The 17,019-nt window shown below is 72.7% G+C and carries 17 protein-coding genes; 5 read left to right on the forward strand and 12 right to left on the reverse strand.

Features of this window, described 5'->3' with window-relative positions:
* Positions 1-2 precede the first annotated feature (2 nt).
* Positions 3-725: an ABC transporter permease gene (locus tag ACZ4NT_RS11835; protein ID WP_467725196.1), complete on the forward strand. Its 723-nt coding sequence runs from the start codon at positions 3-5 to the stop codon at positions 723-725.
* A 105-nt stretch (positions 726-830) separates the two neighbouring features.
* Complete coding sequence (locus tag ACZ4NT_RS11840; RefSeq protein ID WP_467724958.1) at positions 831-1,274, forward strand: hypothetical protein; 444 nt, start codon at positions 831-833, stop codon at positions 1,272-1,274.
* 60 nt (positions 1,275-1,334) lie between these two features.
* Here ACZ4NT_RS11840 and mug read toward each other — a convergent pair whose 3' ends face one another.
* The 9 genes from mug to ACZ4NT_RS11885 all read right to left on the reverse strand — a co-directional run bounded on the left by mug (position 1,335) and on the right by ACZ4NT_RS11885 (position 11,819).
* A complete protein-coding gene (gene mug, locus ACZ4NT_RS11845; RefSeq protein ID WP_121408722.1) occupies positions 1,335-1,886 on the reverse strand; it encodes a G/U mismatch-specific DNA glycosylase in 552 nt (183 codons plus the stop codon).
* A complete protein-coding gene (gene purB / locus ACZ4NT_RS11850; RefSeq protein ID WP_121408557.1) occupies positions 1,883-3,325 on the reverse strand; it encodes an adenylosuccinate lyase in 1,443 nt (480 codons plus the stop codon). Before purB ends, mug begins: the two co-directional genes overlap by 4 nt.
* Positions 3,326-3,438: 113 nt before the next feature.
* Entirely contained in the window at positions 3,439-3,777 is a 339-nt protein-coding gene (locus ACZ4NT_RS11855) for a DUF4326 domain-containing protein (RefSeq protein WP_121408556.1), read from the reverse strand.
* Between the two features lie 95 nt (positions 3,778-3,872).
* Entirely contained in the window at positions 3,873-4,655 is a 783-nt protein-coding gene (locus ACZ4NT_RS11860; protein WP_121408555.1) for an SGNH/GDSL hydrolase family protein, read from the reverse strand.
* 673 nt (positions 4,656-5,328) lie between these two features.
* Positions 5,329-6,342, reverse strand: coding sequence for a hemolysin family protein (locus ACZ4NT_RS11865; RefSeq protein ID WP_121408554.1), 1,014 nt, complete (start codon positions 6,340-6,342; stop codon positions 5,329-5,331).
* Positions 6,339-7,679 (reverse strand): hemolysin family protein, encoded by a 1,341-nt coding sequence (locus ACZ4NT_RS11870; RefSeq protein WP_467724962.1) that lies wholly within the window; start codon positions 7,677-7,679, stop codon positions 6,339-6,341. The genes ACZ4NT_RS11865 and ACZ4NT_RS11870 overlap by 4 nt, the downstream gene beginning before the upstream one ends.
* A gap of 169 nt (positions 7,680-7,848) precedes the next feature.
* A complete protein-coding gene (locus ACZ4NT_RS11875) occupies positions 7,849-8,274 on the reverse strand; it encodes a GNAT family N-acetyltransferase (protein WP_467724964.1) in 426 nt (141 codons plus the stop codon).
* Positions 8,275-8,353: 79 nt separating this feature from the next.
* Positions 8,354-10,921, reverse strand: coding sequence for an ABC transporter permease (locus tag ACZ4NT_RS11880; protein ID WP_467724966.1), 2,568 nt, complete (start codon positions 10,919-10,921; stop codon positions 8,354-8,356).
* Positions 10,922-10,928: 7 nt separating this feature from the next.
* On the reverse strand, positions 10,929-11,819 hold the full coding sequence (locus ACZ4NT_RS11885) for an ABC transporter ATP-binding protein (RefSeq protein WP_467724968.1): 891 nt from the start codon (positions 11,817-11,819) through the stop codon (positions 10,929-10,931).
* Positions 11,820-12,035: 216 nt separating this feature from the next.
* On the opposite strand from ACZ4NT_RS11885, the gene ACZ4NT_RS11890 reads away from it, so the two are divergent.
* The gene (locus tag ACZ4NT_RS11890) at positions 12,036-12,263 is read left to right on the forward strand and encodes a toxin-antitoxin system HicB family antitoxin (protein ID WP_121408550.1); all 228 of its coding nucleotides are present in this window, start codon (positions 12,036-12,038) and stop codon (positions 12,261-12,263) included.
* A gap of 4 nt (positions 12,264-12,267) precedes the next feature.
* On the forward strand, positions 12,268-12,642 hold the full coding sequence (locus ACZ4NT_RS11895) for a fic family toxin-antitoxin system, toxin component (RefSeq protein WP_121408549.1): 375 nt from the start codon (positions 12,268-12,270) through the stop codon (positions 12,640-12,642).
* 76 nt (positions 12,643-12,718) lie between these two features.
* On the opposite strand, the gene bioD is transcribed toward ACZ4NT_RS11895, so the two are convergent.
* From bioD to bioB, 3 genes are read right to left on the reverse strand one after another with little or no spacing between them, the layout of a single operon-like run.
* Positions 12,719-13,444: a dethiobiotin synthase gene (gene bioD / locus ACZ4NT_RS11900; RefSeq protein ID WP_121408548.1), complete on the reverse strand. Its 726-nt coding sequence runs from the start codon at positions 13,442-13,444 to the stop codon at positions 12,719-12,721.
* A 1-nt stretch (position 13,445) separates the two neighbouring features.
* A complete protein-coding gene (locus ACZ4NT_RS11905) occupies positions 13,446-14,726 on the reverse strand; it encodes an adenosylmethionine--8-amino-7-oxononanoate transaminase (RefSeq protein WP_121408547.1) in 1,281 nt (426 codons plus the stop codon).
* Positions 14,719-15,933, reverse strand: coding sequence for a biotin synthase BioB (bioB, locus tag ACZ4NT_RS11910; RefSeq protein ID WP_121408546.1), 1,215 nt, complete (start codon positions 15,931-15,933; stop codon positions 14,719-14,721). Before bioB ends, ACZ4NT_RS11905 begins: the two co-directional genes overlap by 8 nt.
* Before the next feature lie 159 nt (positions 15,934-16,092).
* Between bioB and ACZ4NT_RS11915 the strand changes: the two genes are divergently transcribed.
* On the forward strand, positions 16,093-17,019 hold a 927-nt coding region (locus ACZ4NT_RS11915; protein ID WP_467724971.1), incomplete at its 3' end, for an 8-amino-7-oxononanoate synthase.

The following is a 17,019-nucleotide window of genomic DNA, read 5'->3' on the forward strand; positions in this document are numbered from 1 at the left end:
CCGTGCCGTTCACCCCCGCCCTCCACGCGGAGTGGCTCAAGATCCGTACGCTGCGGTCGCTCGTGGGAGCGCTGCTCACCGTCCTGCTCGTCACCGCGGTCTTCTCGGCGCTGGCCGGACTCGACGACCCCGGTGGGGAGTTCGACCCGTTGTTCGCGGCCTTCTTCGGCGTCTCCTTCGGGCAGATCGCGGCGATCACCTTCGGCGCGCAGGCCGTCGCCGCCGAGTTCCGCAACGGCGCGCTGCGGGTGTCGCTGACCGCGGTACCGGACCGGCTGCGCTGGTTCGCGGCGAAGGCGGTGGCCGTCGCCGTACCGGCACTGGCCGTCGGTCTGGTCACCGGAGGGGTCGGTCTGGCCGTGGGCCGCGCGGTGCTCGGCTCCCGATGGACCGGCGTGACCTGGGGCGAGGGGCTGCGGGGCGCCGTCGCGTGCGGCGTCTACCTCACGCTGATGGCGCTGTTCGCGGCCGGACTGGCCACGCTGCTGCGCAGCGGGGTCGCGACGCTGAGCATCCTGATCCCCTTCCTGCTCATCGTCTCGTTCGTGGTCGGCGACGTGTCGGGCGGCGCGGCCGACTATCTGCCGGACAAGGCGGGCCAGGTGGCGCTGCATCAGACCTGGGACGGTGCCCTCGGGCCGTGGTCCGGGCTCGCCGTCACGGCTGGCTGGGCGGCGGCGGCCCTGTGCGCCGGGGCGTGGAGCCTGCGCCGCCGCGATGCCTGACCACACCGGCCCCGGCGGAGGCGGCACGGTCCTGCTCGCACCGGGGCGGGCTCCCGGCGGCTGACGGACCGCCAATTGTCAGTGCGGGCCGCTTTACTGGACGGCATGACCATCGCGCGGCAACTCGCCACGATCGACCGGCTGTGCTCCGAGGACTTCCCCCCGGAGCGCGGCCGGTCGGACGCCGGCACCGGGGGACCGGGCTACCACCTGGCCGAGCTGGCCACGAGCGGCGACTTCTGGGAGGACGACGGCACGGACCGCGAGGAGACGGAGGAGCAGTTCGAGGCCGACCGGGACGGCCTCTCGGAGCGGCTGGCGGACCGGTGGGGGAGCCCGCAGCGGGTCTCGCTGGCGAGCGTCCTGGAGCGGTCGGCGGGCGGAGAGGCGATACCCGAGCCGTGGGGCACACTGAGCGCGCACGTGCCGGACCTGCACCTGTGGAAGGAGGACCGGCACGGGCGCTGGGTCGCGCTCGGGGTCTCGCAGTGGGACAAGGAGCTTCCCTTCCAACTGCTCGCCGTGATCACGGACATAGACCTGCCGTGAGCACGGACACGGACCCGCCGTGGTCACGGATACGGGCCCCACCGCGACCCGGGAGTCGTCCTAGCCGCGGGCCGTGGCGGCCTCGCGCAAGCGCGCGTACTCCTCCGCCATCGACTCCGCCGTCCAATGGGCGTTCAGACCGCTCGGGTTGGGCAGCACCCACACCCGGCTGCTTCCGATCGTCCGCTCCTGCGGTCCCACCCCGGCCTTGCGGTCGTCGAAGGCCGCCCGGTACGCGGTGACCCCCACGACCGCGAGCCAGCGGGGACGCAGCCGCTCCACCTTGGCGGCGAGCAGCCGTCCGCCCTCGCGGTACTCCTCCGCGGTCAGCTCGTCGGCCCGCGCCGTCGCCCGTGCCACCACGTTCGTGATCCCCAGCCCGTAGGAGAGCAACTCGCCCTGCTCGGACGGCTTCAGCAGCCGTGGCGTGAACCCCGACAGATGCAGGACCGGCCAGAACCGGTTGCCGGGCCGGGCGAAGTGGTGACCGGTGGCAGCCGTCATCAGCCCCGGGTTGATGCCGCAGAACAGCACGCGGAGGCCGTCCGCGACGACATCCGGCACCAGCCGGTCGCGGGCGGCCTCCAGGTCCGCGGGAGTGAACCTCGTCAGAGGATCGCCCCCGGCGTGTAGCCCGCGGCCTGCGGGTACTGCTTCACGATCTCCTCGACGCGGCCGACGACGACGGCCACCTGGTCGGCGGCGGCGCCCGTGAAGGACAGCTTGTCGGCCATCAGCTCGTCGAGCTGCGCGCGGTCCAGCGGGAGGCGCTCGTCCGCGGCGAGCTTGTCGAGCAGCTCGTTCCGCTCGGCGCCCTGCTCGCGCATGGCGAGGGCGGAGGCGACGGCGTTCTCCTTGATGGCCTCGTGCGCGACCTCGCGGCCCACGCCCGCCCGCACCGCGCCCATGAGGACCTTCGTGGTCGCCAGGAAGGGCAGGTAGCGGTCGAGTTCGCGGGCGACGACGGCCGGGAAGGCGCCGAACTCGTCGAGAACGGTGAGGAAGGTCTCCAGCAGCCCGTCCAGCGCGAAGAACGCGTCCGGCAGCGCGACCCGGCGCACCACCGAGCAGGACACGTCGCCCTCGTTCCACTGGTCGCCCGCCAGCTCGCCCGTCATCGACGCATAGCCCCGGAGGATCACCATCAGGCCGTTGACGCGCTCGCAGGAGCGGGTGTTCATCTTGTGCGGCATCGCCGAGGAACCCACCTGGCCGGGCTTGAAGCCCTCGGTGACCAGCTCGTGCCCGGCCATCAGACGGATCGTCTTGGCCAGCGAGGAGGGAGCACCGGCCAGCTGCACCAGCGCGGTCACCACCTCGTAGTCGAGGGAGCGCGGGTAGACCTGCCCGACCGAGGTGAACGCCTGCGTGAAGCCGAGGTGGCGGGCGATGCGCTGCTCCAGGTCGGCGAGCTTCGACGCGTCGCCGCCGAGCAGGTCGAGCATGTCCTGGGCGGTGCCGACCGGGCCCTTGATGCCACGCAGCGGGTAGCGCCCGAGCAGCTCCTCCACCCGGCCGAAGGCGACGAGCAACTCGTCGGCGGCGGTCGCGAAGCGCTTTCCGAGGGTGGTGGCCTGCGCGGCCACGTTGTGCGAACGGCCGGCCATGACCAGCTCGCCGTACTCGCCCGCCAGCTTGCCGAGACGCGCCAGGACCGCCACCGTACGGTCGCGCACGAGCTCCAGCGAGAGCCGGATCTGGAGTTGCTCGACGTTCTCCGTGAGGTCCCGGGACGTCATGCCCTTGTGCACGTGCTCGTGCCCGGCGAGGTCGTTGAACTCCTCGATCCGCGCCTTCACGTCGTGCCGTGTGATCTTCTCGCGCTCCGCGATCGAGGCGAGGTCGACCTGGTCGAGCACGCGCTCGTAGTCGGCGACGGCGGCGTCCGGCACCTCGATGCCGAGGTCCTTCTGGGCCCGCAGCACGGCGAGCCAGAGCCGGCGCTCCAGCTTCACCTTCTGCTCGGGGGACCAGAGCGTGGCGAGCTCGGCGGAGGCGTAGCGTCCGGCGAGGACGTTCGGGATACGGGGCTTTGCAGGCGCGGCAGTCACGTGTACGGATTCTACTGGCGATTCGTGCAGGCCAGCGCCGCGGGGTTGTTCGTGGGAAGCTACGAGTCCGGCGGGCCGCCGCCGGGCGTCCCGGGTGAGGGGGACCCGGTCGGTCAGGACGCGTCGGCCAGCTCCGCAAGGATGTCGCCGTGGCAGAGCTCGGGGGCGCACCAGCAGGCCAGCGTTCTGCCGCGCAGTTCCGGGACCCGGGCCAGCAGGTCGGGCCGTTCGAGGAGGTACGCCCGGTACTGGTCCATGACCTCCGCTCGGGTGCCGTCGCGCTTCCTGGCGGGGGTGTCCGGGGCGAAGGGGTTGTACAGGGGGTGCTGGGGGAGGTCCCAGTGGCCCATGGTCCAGCGGCGGCCGACGTAGACCAGGTCGGCGGGCGCGTGCTCCAGCCGGGGGCCGAAGTCGTGGATCCGCCCCTTGAGGTTGATCACGGAGGTGCTCACCCGGACTCCTTTCGGTACGCGCCCCACCGAACCAGATCCTGCGCCCCGCCGTCCGCCCCCGCCACCGCCCGGGCGCTCCCGTGTCGGGTGACCCCCTAGGTCTCCGGCCGCTCCCACGGCAGCAGATCGGGCCGCTTGGCGGGGAGCCCGTCGCCCGAAGAGCGGCCGGTCAGCCGGCGGCCTATCCACGGCAGCAGGTGCTCACGGGCGAACCGCGCGTCCGCCGTGCGGCGCGCGACCCAGCCGGGCGGCGGGGTGGGCGGGACCGGTGCGTGCCAGTCGGCGTCCTCCGGCTCGTAGCCGAGCGACTGCCAGACCGCCTCGGCGACCCGGCGGTGCCCCTCGGACGTGAGGTGGAGCCGGTCGACGTGCCACATGCGCGGGTCGGAGAGCGAAGCGGCCCCGTACAGGTCGACGACGAGCGCGCCGTGCCGCGCCGCGAGGTCGTCGATGCAGGTGAACAGCTCCTCCATGCGCGGCCGGAACCGCTCCAGCACGGGGCCGTTGCGGCCCGGGCTGCGCATGAGCACGAGCTGCTTGCAGGCAGGGGCGAGCCGCTCCACGGCCTCCTCCAGGAGTCCGCGGACCCGCCCCATGTCGCACTTGGGCCGGAGCGTGTCGTTGAGCCCGCCGACGAGGGTGATCACGTCGGGCTCCATGGCGGAGGCCAGCGGTACCTGCTCGGCGACGATCTGCCCGATCAGCTTGCCGCGCACCGCCAGGTTGGCGTACCGGAAACCGGGCGTGTGGGCGGCCATCCGGGCCGCCAGGAGATCGGCCCAGCCGCGGTAGGTGCCGTCGGGCAGCAGGTCCGACATGCCCTCGGTGAAGGAGTCGCCGACCGCGACAAGGCTGGTGTGGGTGGGATTCGTCTGCATGGCGAAAGCGATGGTAACTCGGCTCCATACCCGCCGGTCGGTCGGCCTCCCGCCCCCACGGCGGGCCGGGCGCCGCAGCCCCGACGCTCCCCGCCGGGTGAGCCCGGCACCGGCGCGGCCCGTCCCGCGGGGTGGGCTGGGCACCGGCGGTCGGCGGGCCCCGCCGTTGAGCCCGGCACTGGCGGTCGACCCGCCGTACCGGGTGAGCCCCGTGCCGGCGACGCCACCCGCCTACCGGGTGGCCTCGTCCCGGCCAGTCCGCAGCGCCCCCCGAGGCCGGGTGAAGCCTGGCGTCGGCAGTCGGCAGAGGCCGCCGGTCACGCGGGCCGGGCGTCGCGTCCCACGCCCCTGGTCGGGCGGTCCGACGGGACGGTGACTCCGCGGTACCCCCGGCCGGGGGCCCGGCACCGGCCGGCCGAGGTCCGGTGCCGGGCCCCCGCCTCGGCGAGCACCGGGTCAAGCCGTCCGCGGGGCGTCCCACCGGGCCAAGGCGCGCGCGACGTCCCACCGGGCCGAGCCGTCCGCCGGGCGGCACACCCGGCCGAACCATCCGCGGGACGTCCCACCGGGTGAAGCCGTCCGCGCGACGTCACACCCGGCCGAGCCGTCCGCGCGACGTCACCTCAGGCGGCCGGGCCGTCCGCCGGGCGGCACGCGCTCCGCCCGGCTCCCCTCACGCCGGCTGGCCGAAGAGTTCCCGCAGGACGTCCTCCATGGTCACCAGGCCCGAGAGCCGGCCGTCCTCGCCCAGGACCGCCGCCAGGTGCGTACGGCTCCGGCGCATGGCGGTCAGGACGTCGTCCAGCGGCGTCGCCTCGCGGACCCGGGCGATCGGGCGCATGTCCCGGACCGGGAAGGGCAGGTCGCGAGGCATCGCGTCCAGCGCGTCCTTGACGTGCAGATAGGCCACGATCCGGCGGCCGTCGTCCACCACGGGGAAGCGGGAGAAGCCGGTCTCGGCGGACAGCCGCTCCAGTTGCTCGGGCGTGACGCCCACGCTCGCGTAGACCACGCTCTCCAGCGGGAGCACGACGTCGCGCACGGGGCGCCGCCCCAGCTCCAGGGCGTCGTGCAGCCGCTCCCGGGCGCGCTCGTCGATGAGTCCCGCCTCGCCGGAGTCCGCGACGAGGCGCGCCAGCTCGTCGTCCGAGAAGGTGGCCGTGACCTCGTCCTTGGCCTCCACGCGCAGCAGCTTCAGGAGCCCGTTCGCGAAGGCGTTCACCGCGAAGATCACCGGGCGCAGCGCCCGGGCCAGCGCGACCAGCGGGGGACCCAGCAGCAGCGCGGTCCGTACCGGCTCCGCCAGGGCCACGTTCTTCGGGACCATCTCGCCGAGCAGCATGTGCAGATACGTCGCCAGGGTGAGCGCGATCACGAACGAGACCGCGTGGCCCGCGCCCTCGGGGACGCCGACCGCGTGGAACACCGGCTCCAGCAGATGCGCGATCGCGGGCTCGGCCACCACGCCGAGGACCAGCGTGCACAGGGTGATGCCCAGCTGCGCCGCGGCCAGCAGCGCGGACACGTGCTCCAGCCCCCACAGCACGCTGCGCGCACGGCGGTCGCCGTCCTCGGCGTGCGGCTCGATCTGGCTGCGGCGCACCGAGATGAGGGCGAACTCGCCGCCCACGAAGAAGGCGTTCACGACGAGCGTGGCCAGACCGATCAGCAGCTGTACGGCGGTCATCGCGCCTCCTCCTTCTGTCCGGCCATGTCGTCGCCGTCCGGCGCGTGCAGCAGCACCCGGGCGGCCCGGCGCCCGGAGGCGTCCGTCACGTCGAGGAGCCAGCCGGACACCTCGACCGAGTCGCCGACCGCCGGAATGCGGCCGATCTCGGTGGCGACGAGCCCGGCCAGCGTCTCGTAGGGCCCGTCCGGCACGCGCAGGCCGACCCGTGCGAGCTGGTCGGTGCGGGCCGAACCGTCGGCCGAGTACAGCGCGCGTCCGGCGTCGTCCGTGCCGGCCGGGGCCAGGTCGGGCGTCTCGTGCGGATCGTGCTCGTCGCGTACCTCCCCGACGACCTCCTCGACGATGTCCTCCAGGGTGGCGACCCCGGCCGTACCGCCGTACTCGTCGATCACCACGGCCATCGTGCGCTTGCCGGCCAGCCGGTCCAGCAGCCGGTCGACGGTCAGCGACTCGGGTACGAAAAGGGCTTCGCGCATGATGTGCGAGACCGAGGTGCGGGCCCGCAGCCCGGCGGACACCGTCAGGACGTCCTTGATGTGCACCACACCGACCACCGAGTCGAGGTTCCCGCGGTAGACGGGGAACCGGGACAGGCCGGTGGCCCGCGTCGCGTTCGCCACGTCCTCGCAGGTCGCCTGGAGGTCGAGGGCGATGACCTGGACGCGCGGCGTCATCACGTTCTCCGCGCTCAGGTCGGCGAGGTTGAGCGTGCGGACGAAGAGCTCCGCGGTGTCCGGCTCCAGCGCACCCTCCTTGGCGGAGTGCCGGGCGAGTGCCACGAGTTCCTTGGGGCCTCGCGCGGAGGCGAGCTCCTCGGCCGGTTCGATGCCGAAGCGGCGCACCATCCGGTTCGCGGTGTTGTTCAGGTGGGTGATGAACGGGCGGAACGCGGCGCTGAACCAGCGCTGCGGGCTCGCCACCCGCTTGGCGACCGCGAGCGGCGACGAGATCGCCCAGTTCTTGGGCACCAACTCGCCGACGACCATCAGGAAGACGGTGGACAGGGCCGTGCCCAGTACCAGTGCGATGGAGTGCGAGGCCGAGCTCGGTACGCCCAGTGCCTCCAGCGGGCCGGCGATCAGTTTGGCGATGGACGGCTCGGCGAGCATGCCGACCACCAGGTTGGTCACCGTGATGCCGAGCTGTGCGCCGGACAGCTGGAACGTCAGGTTCCGTGCGGCCTTGAGGGCGCCGGCCGCACCACGTTCGCCGCGCTCCGCGGCGCGCTCCAGCTCCCCGCGCTCGACCGTGGTCAGCGAGAACTCGGCCGCGACGAAGGCGCCGCAGGCCACGGAGAGCAGGATCGCCACCAGGAGAAGGAGCACTTCGGTCATCGGGTCACCTCCGTCCCATGATCGGCCAGTGGCGGGGGATCGCGCGACGTCGGGGACCGGGAGGGCGGCAGGGCCGCGGACCGGGAGGTTCGCCCATGGGCGGACGCTCACACCTTTCCATGCGGGAGGACGGCTGTTGTGCTCAATGGTAAAGGATCGGCAAAGTGGATCAGTCGGCCAGTGGCTTGACCCACCTGCGCCAGTGTTCCTCGGGCGTGTACCCCGCAGCGCGCCAGGCATGATGCGCCGTCTCGTTCCGCTTCAGCACCATGGCGTCCCCGCGGCGCCCGCCGAGCCGTACGAACCGCTCCTCCGCCGCCGCCAGCAGCGCCGAGCCGATCCCGAGGCGCCGGCGCGACGGGTGCACGGCCAGCCGGTGCAGATGGCAGCGCCAGCCGTCGAAGCCCGCGATGACCGTGCCGACCAGCTCCCCGTCCCACTCCGCGAGGACGAGTGCCTCGGGATCGCGCCGCAGCAGCCGCTCCACGCCGTCGCGGTCGTCACTGATGCTGGTCCCCTCGGCGGCCACTTTCCAGAAGGCGAGCACGGAGTCCAGGTCCTCGGGCGTCGCGGCCCGTATCCGAAGATCGGTCATGCCGCGATCCCACCACGGGCCCTCCGGCCGCGACACGCAGTTTCCACGATCCGGACGCCCATCGGCGCCGGACGCGTCCTCACTCGTGCGCGATGGCGGCCAGCACGTTCATCCGGGAGGCGCGCAGCGCCGGCAGCAGTGCCGCCACGATGCCCACGACCGCCGAACCGACCACGACCGCGACGATCGTGGTCCAGGGGATCGCCAGCGCCGTCATGCCCTGGAGGGCGAGCACCTGCTGTACGCACAGTCCCCACAGCAGACCGAGACCCAGCCCGAGGACCGCGCCGAACACGGCGATCACGACCGACTCCAGCCTGATCATCCGGCGCAGCTGGCGGCGGGCCAGCCCGATCGCGCGCAGCAGCCCGATCTCCCGGGTGCGTTCCACCACCGACAGCGCGAGGGTGTTGACCACGCCGAGCACGGCGATGACGATCGCGAGCCCGAGCAGCGCGTACACGAGGTAGAGCAGCACGGCGATCTGGTCGTGCACCAGCTCCTTGTAGTCGGCCAGGTCGCGCACCTGCACCTGCGGGTACGGGTCGAGCGTCTTCTCCAGGCCGGCCCGCAGCCCGTCGGCGTCGGTGCCGGGCGCCGCGTTCACGTACAGCGCGGAGTCCTGGCCGCCGGGCACGTACGTCCCGATGGTGCCGAAGCCGAAGAAGAGCCCGCCCTGCATGCCGAAGCCCTCGGCGGACTCCTGGTCGGTGAAGGCGGCCGCCTCCAAGTCGGCCGTACGTCCGCCGGGGAACTCCACCGGGACCGTGCTGCCGATCCGTACGCCGTGGTCCTTCGCGAACCCGGCGTCCATGGCGATGTGGCCGTCCGCCAGTGCCGCCTCCGTGTCCCCCCGGGTGTAGGTGACGTGCGCGACGTCGTCCAGCCGGGACTCGTAGGCCGCGGCCGTGGTCTCCACCCGCTTGCCGTCGGGCAGACGCACCGCCACCGGTGTGAACCGCTGTCGTACGACGAGTCCGGTGCCGTCGGTACCGCGGACCTTGTCGGTGATCTCCCGCGGGAAGGGCAGGAAGTTGCTGTTCTGCACCACGAAGTCGGCGCCGAGCGTTCTGTCGATCTGCTGGTCGAACGACTTGCTCATGGACGCGCTCGCCACCGACATCCCGCCCACCAGGGCGAGCCCGACCATCAGGGCGGCTGCCGTGGCACCGGTCCGCCGGGGGTTGCGCAGCGCGTTGCGCTGGCTCATCCGGCCCACGGAGCCGAACAGGGCGGGGAAGGCCCCGCCGAGCACCCGGATCACGGGCCGCACCAGCAGGGGACCGGCGATGACGGTTGCGACCAGGGTGAGGACGACACCGAGCGCCAGCAGGGACGCCGCCGACGACGTCTTCGTCGCCGTCACGCAGCCGACGAGAGCGGCGGCTCCGGCCGCGCCGACGACCGTGCCCACGATCGCGCGCGTGCGCAACGGCCGCCCCACACCGGCGATCTCGGCGTCCGCGAGCGCCGCCATCGGTGACACGCCCGCCGCGCGCCGGGCCGGCAGGTACGCGGCCAGGAAGGTGACGCCCACCCCGACGGCGTACGCCGAGACGGGGGTCGCCCAGCCGATCACCATCTCGGTGGATTTGAGGTTCATGCCGAACGCGCCCATGAGCTCGATCAGTCCGGCCGCGAGCCCGATCCCGGCGGCGAGTCCGAGCGTCGAACCGACCAGGCCGAGCAGGGTCGCCTCGGTCAGCACCGACCGGCGCACCTGACGGCGGTCGGCCCCCAGCGCCCGCAACAGCCCCAGTTCACGCGTGCGTTGGGCGATGAGCATCGAGAAGGTGTTGACGATCAGGAACACCCCGACGAGAACCGCGATTCCGGCGAAGCCGAGCATCACGTACTTGATCACGTCGAGGAAGCTGCCGAGGTCGTCCGCCGCCGACTGGGCCTCCTCGTCGGCGGTCTGCAACTCGTAGTCCCGGGTGCCGATCTCGGCGGCGATGCGCTGCTTGAGTTGCGCGTCGCTCACCCCCGGCGCGGCGATCACGGAGACGCTGGTGACCACTCCGGAGCGGCCGAGCAGCCTGGACTGCGCGGTGGGGGTGTCCAGATAGACCAGTGCGGCTCCGGGGTTGGTGGTGGTGAACGTGGCGATGCCGACCACCCGCACCTCGAACGACCCGGGTTCGGCGAGGACCGTCAGGGTGTCGCCGATCCGCACGTGCTTGTTCTTCGCGGTGTCCGCGTCGAGCAGTGCCTGGCCGGAGCCCTCCGGTGCGTGACCGGACGTCAGCTTCACCGGGCTGCGGTCGGTGACGAACCAGTCGGTGGCGATGGTGGGTGCGCCCGTGGTCGGCCCGACGGACTCGTTCTCCCGGTCGACGACGGTGATGTTCTCCACGGACACATCGCCGTGCGTGCTCGCGACGCCGTCGATCCTCGCCACCCGTTCGGCGAGCGAGGCCGGGACGGTGGCGGTCGCCCCGGAGGGGATCTGCGACTCCAGGTCGTCCCGGGGGGACACGGTCACGTCGGCCGAGGTCGAGGCGAAGAGCCGGTCGAACGTCCGGGTGACGGTGTCCGAGAAGATCAGGCTGCCCGCCACGAACGCGACGGACAGGACGACGGCCAGCGCCGAGAGCAGCAGCCGTCCCTTGTGCGCGAGAAAGCTCCGCAGAGTCGCCTTGAGCACGACCGCCTCAGTCCTTGTCGGGGGTCGTGTCGCCGGAGGGCCGCGCCGCATGGGCGGACGCCTCGTCCGGGGTGCGTGGCGCCGGTGGGGGCGCGGCGGCCCCCGGGGCACCGTCGACCGCGGCACGGGCCGAGTCGAACCGCTTCATACGCTCCAGCACGGCCTCGGCACTCGGCCGTGCCATCTCGTCCACGATCCGCCCGTCCCCGAGGAAGAGCACCAGGTCGGAGTGGGCCGCGGCACCCGGATCGTGGGTGACCATGACGACCGTCTGCCCGAGGTCGTCGACCGCCCCGCGCAGAAAGCCGAGCACCTCCAGCCCGGCGCGCGAGTCGAGGTTCCCGGTCGGCTCGTCGGCGAAGATCAGCTCGGGACGGGAGGCGAGGGCCCGCGCGCAGGCCACGCGCTGCTGCTGCCCGCCGGACAGCTGAGCGGGCCGGTGCCGCAGCCGGTCGCGCAGCCCCAGCGTGTCGATGACCTGGTCCAGCCACTCCCGGTCGGGCTTCTGGCCGGCGATGTCCATGGGCAGGGTGATGTTCTCGGCCGCGTTCAGCGTCGGGATCAGGTTGAAGGACTGGAACATGAAGCCGATCCGGTCCCGTCGCAGCCGGGTCAGCTCCCGCTCCTTCAGACCGGTGATCTCGGTGTCGCCCAGCCACACCTGCCCGGCCGAGACGGTGTCGAGCCCCGCCAGGCAGTGCATGAGCGTGGACTTGCCGGAACCCGAGGGGCCCATGACGGCGGTGAACCGGCCGCGCGCGATGTCCACGTCGACCGAGTCCAGGGCGAGCACGGCCGTCTCGCCGGAGCCGTAGGCCTTGGTCAGACCGCGGGCGCGGGCCGCGATCCCGTCGGCGTGCGGCCGGCCGACGGCCTGCTCCGCTGCGGGTATGGACAAGGCCGCCTCCCGGTCGTTGACGTCCCGACTCCTCGGTCCCGGCCGAGCGTAGTGTGACCGGGGGCACACCCGGTATCCCCCCGAAGTGCCGGACGTTCTCCGCCCCAGGTCTGGCCCCCGACACGCGTGTAAGGGGCACTCTCCACCCGGGGGAGGACCTGTCCGGATTCCCTGGCCCCCTTGCCGCTGCTAGCGCTTCGGCGCTAGCTTCGAGGTATGGCCAAGACTCAGCTGAACGTCCGGGTGGACGAGGGCACCGCCCGTGCCGCCCGCGAGCGTGCCCTGGAGCGTGGCATGAGTGTGAACCGCTACATCGAAGAGCTGGTACGCCAGGACACCGGAGAGGCCGGCCACACGTTCGTGGACGCCGCGGCCGACTTCATGAAGCAGTACGAGACCGTCTTCGCCGAGGAATTCGGCGCGGAGCGCGAAGGTCGTCGTTGATCCGTTGAGCCATCTCCGCATCGATCTCGCCTGGCTCCTCATGATCGCCGAACAGAAGACCCCCGGAGATCCCCAGGTCACCGACTGGGGAGCGCTCGTCGCCGCCGTGAGCCGGCACGAGGCCGAGATCTTCGGCACCCCGGTCTACGACACCCCGCACGACCGCGCCGCGGCGCTGCTCCAACTCCTGCTGCACGTACCGGCGCTGGAGCGGTCCAACGCACTGTTCGCGTCCGCCGTCGCCTACGCCTACCTCGTCGCCGGCGGCGTCAAGGTGGTGATCGCCCCCGAGCAGGTCCGTGACCTGGCCCGGCTGGTGAAGAGCGGGGAGGCCTCCGTCCAGGACATCGCGCGCGAACTGCGCAAGTGGAGCCTGTGAACCCTGCGGTCCCTCGGGCCCGGGCGGGCGGGAGTCCCCGCGCGCACCCGGACACGAAGGACCGCGCGATGACGGGTTACGGGGCCTCGGCGGACGTGAACGTGTCCGCGTTCCACGTGCCGTGCAGCCGGGGCGACAGCCAACCCGGCGCCGCGGCGCGGAAGTCGGCGGGCTCCAGCGATCCGGCGCCCGCGGGCACCGCACCGAGCAGCGGAGCGCCGGACACCTCCGGGAGGTCCACCAGGTTGCAACGGCAGGCCAGATCCGGGGAGTCGGGCCAGCTGCCGATCACGGCGCCCAGGAAGTCGATACCTCGACCGCGCAGCTCACGGGCGGTGAGCTCGGTCGTGTTCAGGGTGCCGAGACCGGCCGAGGCGACGACCAGGACGGGTGCGTTCAGCAGCCTGGCGGCGTCCGCCAGCGTGCCGCCCGCCTCGTCGAACCGTACGAGCAGACCGCCCGCACCCTCGACCAGGACGAGATCGTGCTCCGTGGCCAGCTTGGCCGCGGCGTCCGCCACCTGCCGCGGCCGTACCGGCGGGAGCCCCGCCCGACGGGCCGCCGTCGCCGGCGCCAACGGCTCGGGATAGCGCGCGAGTTCCAGCGTGGTCATGCGCCCGGCGAGCCGCACCGCCTCGTCGGCGTCACCGCGCTCGTCCGGTCCGACGCCCGTCTGTGCAGGCTTGAGCACCGCCACCGACCGCCCGGCGGCGACCGCCGCCGCGGCGACGGCGGCCGTCACGACGGTCTTGCCGACCTCGGTGCCCGTTCCCGTGATCACCAGTACCGATGTGTCCCGCATGTCATCCCTCCCGCGCGGCCGCGCACACCGCGCGGGCGATCCGTGCCAGGTCCGTGTCACTGGTGACGTAGGGCGGCATCGTGTAGACGAGGTCGCGGAACGGCCGCAGCCACACGCCCTCGCGCACGGCCGCCCGTGTCGCCGCCTCCATGTCGACGGCGTGGTCGAGCTGGACCACCCCGATCGCGCCGAGCACCCGGACCTCCCGCACGCCCGGCAGCTCCGCGGCCGGCGCGAGCCCGTCCCGCAGGCCGTTCTCGATCCGCTTGACCTCGGTCTGCCAGTCCTGCCCGAGCAGCAGGTCGATCGAGGCGCACGCGACGGCCGCCGCCAGCGGATTGCCCATGAACGTGGGCCCGTGTGCGAGCACCGGGACCTCGCCGCGCGAGATGCCGTCGGCCACCCGGGCCGTGCACAGCGTCGCCGCCAGTGTCATGTATCCGCCGGTCAGCGCCTTGCCCACGCACATCACGTCGGGTGTCACCCCGGCGTGCTCCGCCGCGAACAGCGCGCCCGTGCGGCCGAACGCGGTCGCGATCTCGTCGAAGACGAGCAGCACGTCGTGGGCGTCGCACGCCTCGCGCAGCACCCGCAGGTACGCGGGGGAGTGGAACCGCATCCCGCCCGCGCCCTGGACCACCGGCTCCACGATCACCGCGGCCAGTTCGTCCGCGTGCCGCCCGATCAGTTCGCGCAGATGATCCGCGTACGACTCCTCGTACGCGACCGGCGGGGTGTCCGCGAACACCTGCCGCTGGAGCACGCCCTGCCACAGCTCGTGCATCCCGCCCTTGGGATCGCACACGGACATCGGCTGCCAGGTGTCGCCGTGATAGCCGCCGCGCCAGGTCAGCAGCCGCTGCTTGCCCGGCCGACCGAGCGAACGCCAGTGCTGCAGGCACATCTTGACGGCGACCTCGACCGAGACCGAGCCGGAATCGGCGAGGAAGACGTGCTCCAGGCCCTCCGGAGACATGTCGACAAGGCGCTTCGCCAGCTGTACGGCGGGCTCGTGCGTGAGCCCGCCGAACATCACGTGGCTCATGCGCTCCAACTGGCCGCGCACCGCGTCGTTCAGCACCGGGTGGTTGTAGCCGTGGATCGCCGACCACCAGGACGACATCCCGTCGACCAGTTCGCCCGATCCGTCGGCCATGCGCAGCCGAACACCGCTGGCCGACTCCACCACCAGTGGCTCCTGCCGACCCGGCATCGGCCCGTACGGATGCCACACATGGCGCCGGTCGAGGTCGAGCAGCTCGCCGACGGACAGCTCAGGCATTGGGCGCGAGGTCCGTTCCGGCGCCCCGGCGGCGCACCGCCACGAGGTCCGTCCGCGCCTCGCTCGCCTGCGGCGCGGGTGCCGAACCGCAGACACCGCCCCCTTCGTGCGATCCGCAGCCCGCGTTCTCGTGCGACCCGCAGCCCGCGGCCTCGTGCGATCCGCAGCCCGCGGTCTCCCGGGAGCCGCACCCGCCGGCCTGCGCCCGGTGCTCGGGAAGCGTGACCTCTCCGGCGCCCTCGACCTCGAAACCGGCGTCGGCGATCATGTCCAGGTCGGCCTTGCCCGCCTGGCCCTCGCTCGTCAGGTAGTCGCCGAGGAAGATCGAGTTGGCCAGGTGCAGCGCCAGCGGCTGCATCGAGCGCAGATGCACCTCGCGGCCGCCCGCGATGCGGACCTCGACGTCGGGGCAGACGAAGCGGACCATCGCCAGGATGCGCAGACAGCGCTGCGGGCTCAGGTTCCACTCCTTGGCGAGCGGAGTGCCCTCGAACGGGATCAGGAAGTTCACCGGGACGGAGTCGGGGTCGAGCTCGCGCAGCGCGTACACCACGTCGACCAGGTCCTCGTCGCTCTCGCCCATGCCCGCGATCAGGCCGGAGCAGGCGGACAGTCCCGCGGAGTGCGCCTTCTGGACCGTGTCCACCCGGTCGGCGTACGTATGCGTGGTCGTGATGTCCCCGTACGTCCCCTCGGACGTGTTCAGGTTGTGGTTGTAGGCGTCGGCGCCGGCCTCGCGCAGCCGCTCGGCCTGCCCGTCGGAGAGCAGCCCCAGGCAGGCGCAGACCTCGACGCTCTCGTTCTGGTCCTTGATCGCCTTGATGGTGTCGGACACCCGGTCGACGTCACGGTCCGTCGGGCCGCGCCCGCTCGCCACGAGGCAGACGCGCTTGGCGCCCCCGGCCAGGCCGGCCGCCGCGGCCTGCGAGGCCTCGTCGGGCTTGAGCCAGGTGTACTTCAGGATCTCGGCCTTGGAACCGAGCCGCTGAGAACAGTAGGAGCAGTCCTCGGGGCACAGTCCCGATTTGAGATTCACCAGATAGTTGAGTTTGACCCGTCGGCCGAACCAGTGCCGGCGCACCTTGCCCGCCGCCGCCACCACATCGAGCAGGTCGTCGTCGGACGTGGCCAGCACGGCCAGAGCCTCGTCCCGGGTCGGCAGCTCGCGCCGAAGCCCCTTGTCCACCAGCGTGTTCAGCAGGTCCATGAGGCCCGATCCTGGCCTATGCGACCGCCCGGGGCCAAGGAGAGTTTGCACAACAGAGACCGTTCGAGGTGTGGGTATTGCCACATCCTGGGTGGCGGGCCGGACGGCTAGGGTCTGTGCACTGCCTACAAAACGACCTCAGGGCCCGGAGGCGCCAGCATGGCCGGATCGCCGTTCGCATGGATCGACGAGCAGGCGCACCACCGCCGCCGGGCGGGTCTGGTCCGCACGCTGCGGCCGCGCCCCGCCGACTCACCGCTCCTCGATCTCGCCAGCAACGACTACCTCGGTCTGGCCCGGCATCCGCAGATCACCGAGGCCGCGGCCGAGGCCGCGCGACGCTGGGGCGGCGGCGCCACCGGCTCCCGGCTGGTCACGGGCACCACGGAGCTGCACGGCGAACTCGAACGGGAACTGGCCGACTTCTGCGGCTTCGAGTCCGCGCTCGTGTTCTCCTCGGGGTACGCCGCCAACCTCGCGGCCGTCACCGCGCTCGCGCCGCACGGCTCCCTCGTGGTCTCCGACGCGGGCAACCACGCCTCGCTCATCGACGGCTGCCGCCTGGCGCGCGGGACGACACAGGTCGTCGCGCACACCGATCCGGAGGCCGTCCGCAAGGCGCTCGGGACCCACGAGGGGCCCGCCATCGCCGTGTCGGACACCGTCTTCTCGGTGGACGGCGACGCGGCACCGCTGGCCGGACTGGCCGCCGCCTGCCGGCAGTACGGGGCGGGACTCGTCGTCGACGACGCGCACGGCCTCGGTGTCCTGGGCGACGGCGGGCGGGGGGCCGCCCAGGCGAACGGTCTCGCGGGCGCGCCGGACGTCGTGGTGACCGTGACCCTCTCCAAGTCGCTCGGCAGTCAGGGCGGCGCGGTCCTCGGTCCGGCGGCCGTCGTCGACCATCTGGTCAACGCGGCCCGGACGTTCATCTTCGACACGGGCCTCGCGCCGGCGGCGGCGGGAGCGGCCCGGGGGGGGGGGGGGGTGGGGGGGGGGGGGGAGAAGAGGGGGGGGGGGGGGGAGAAGAGGGGAGGGAGGATGGGAACGAGGTGCGGAGAAAGGAGAAAAGGGGGGAGGGGGCGA

Source organism: Streptomyces sp. NPDC026417 (genome assembly GCF_055567695.1).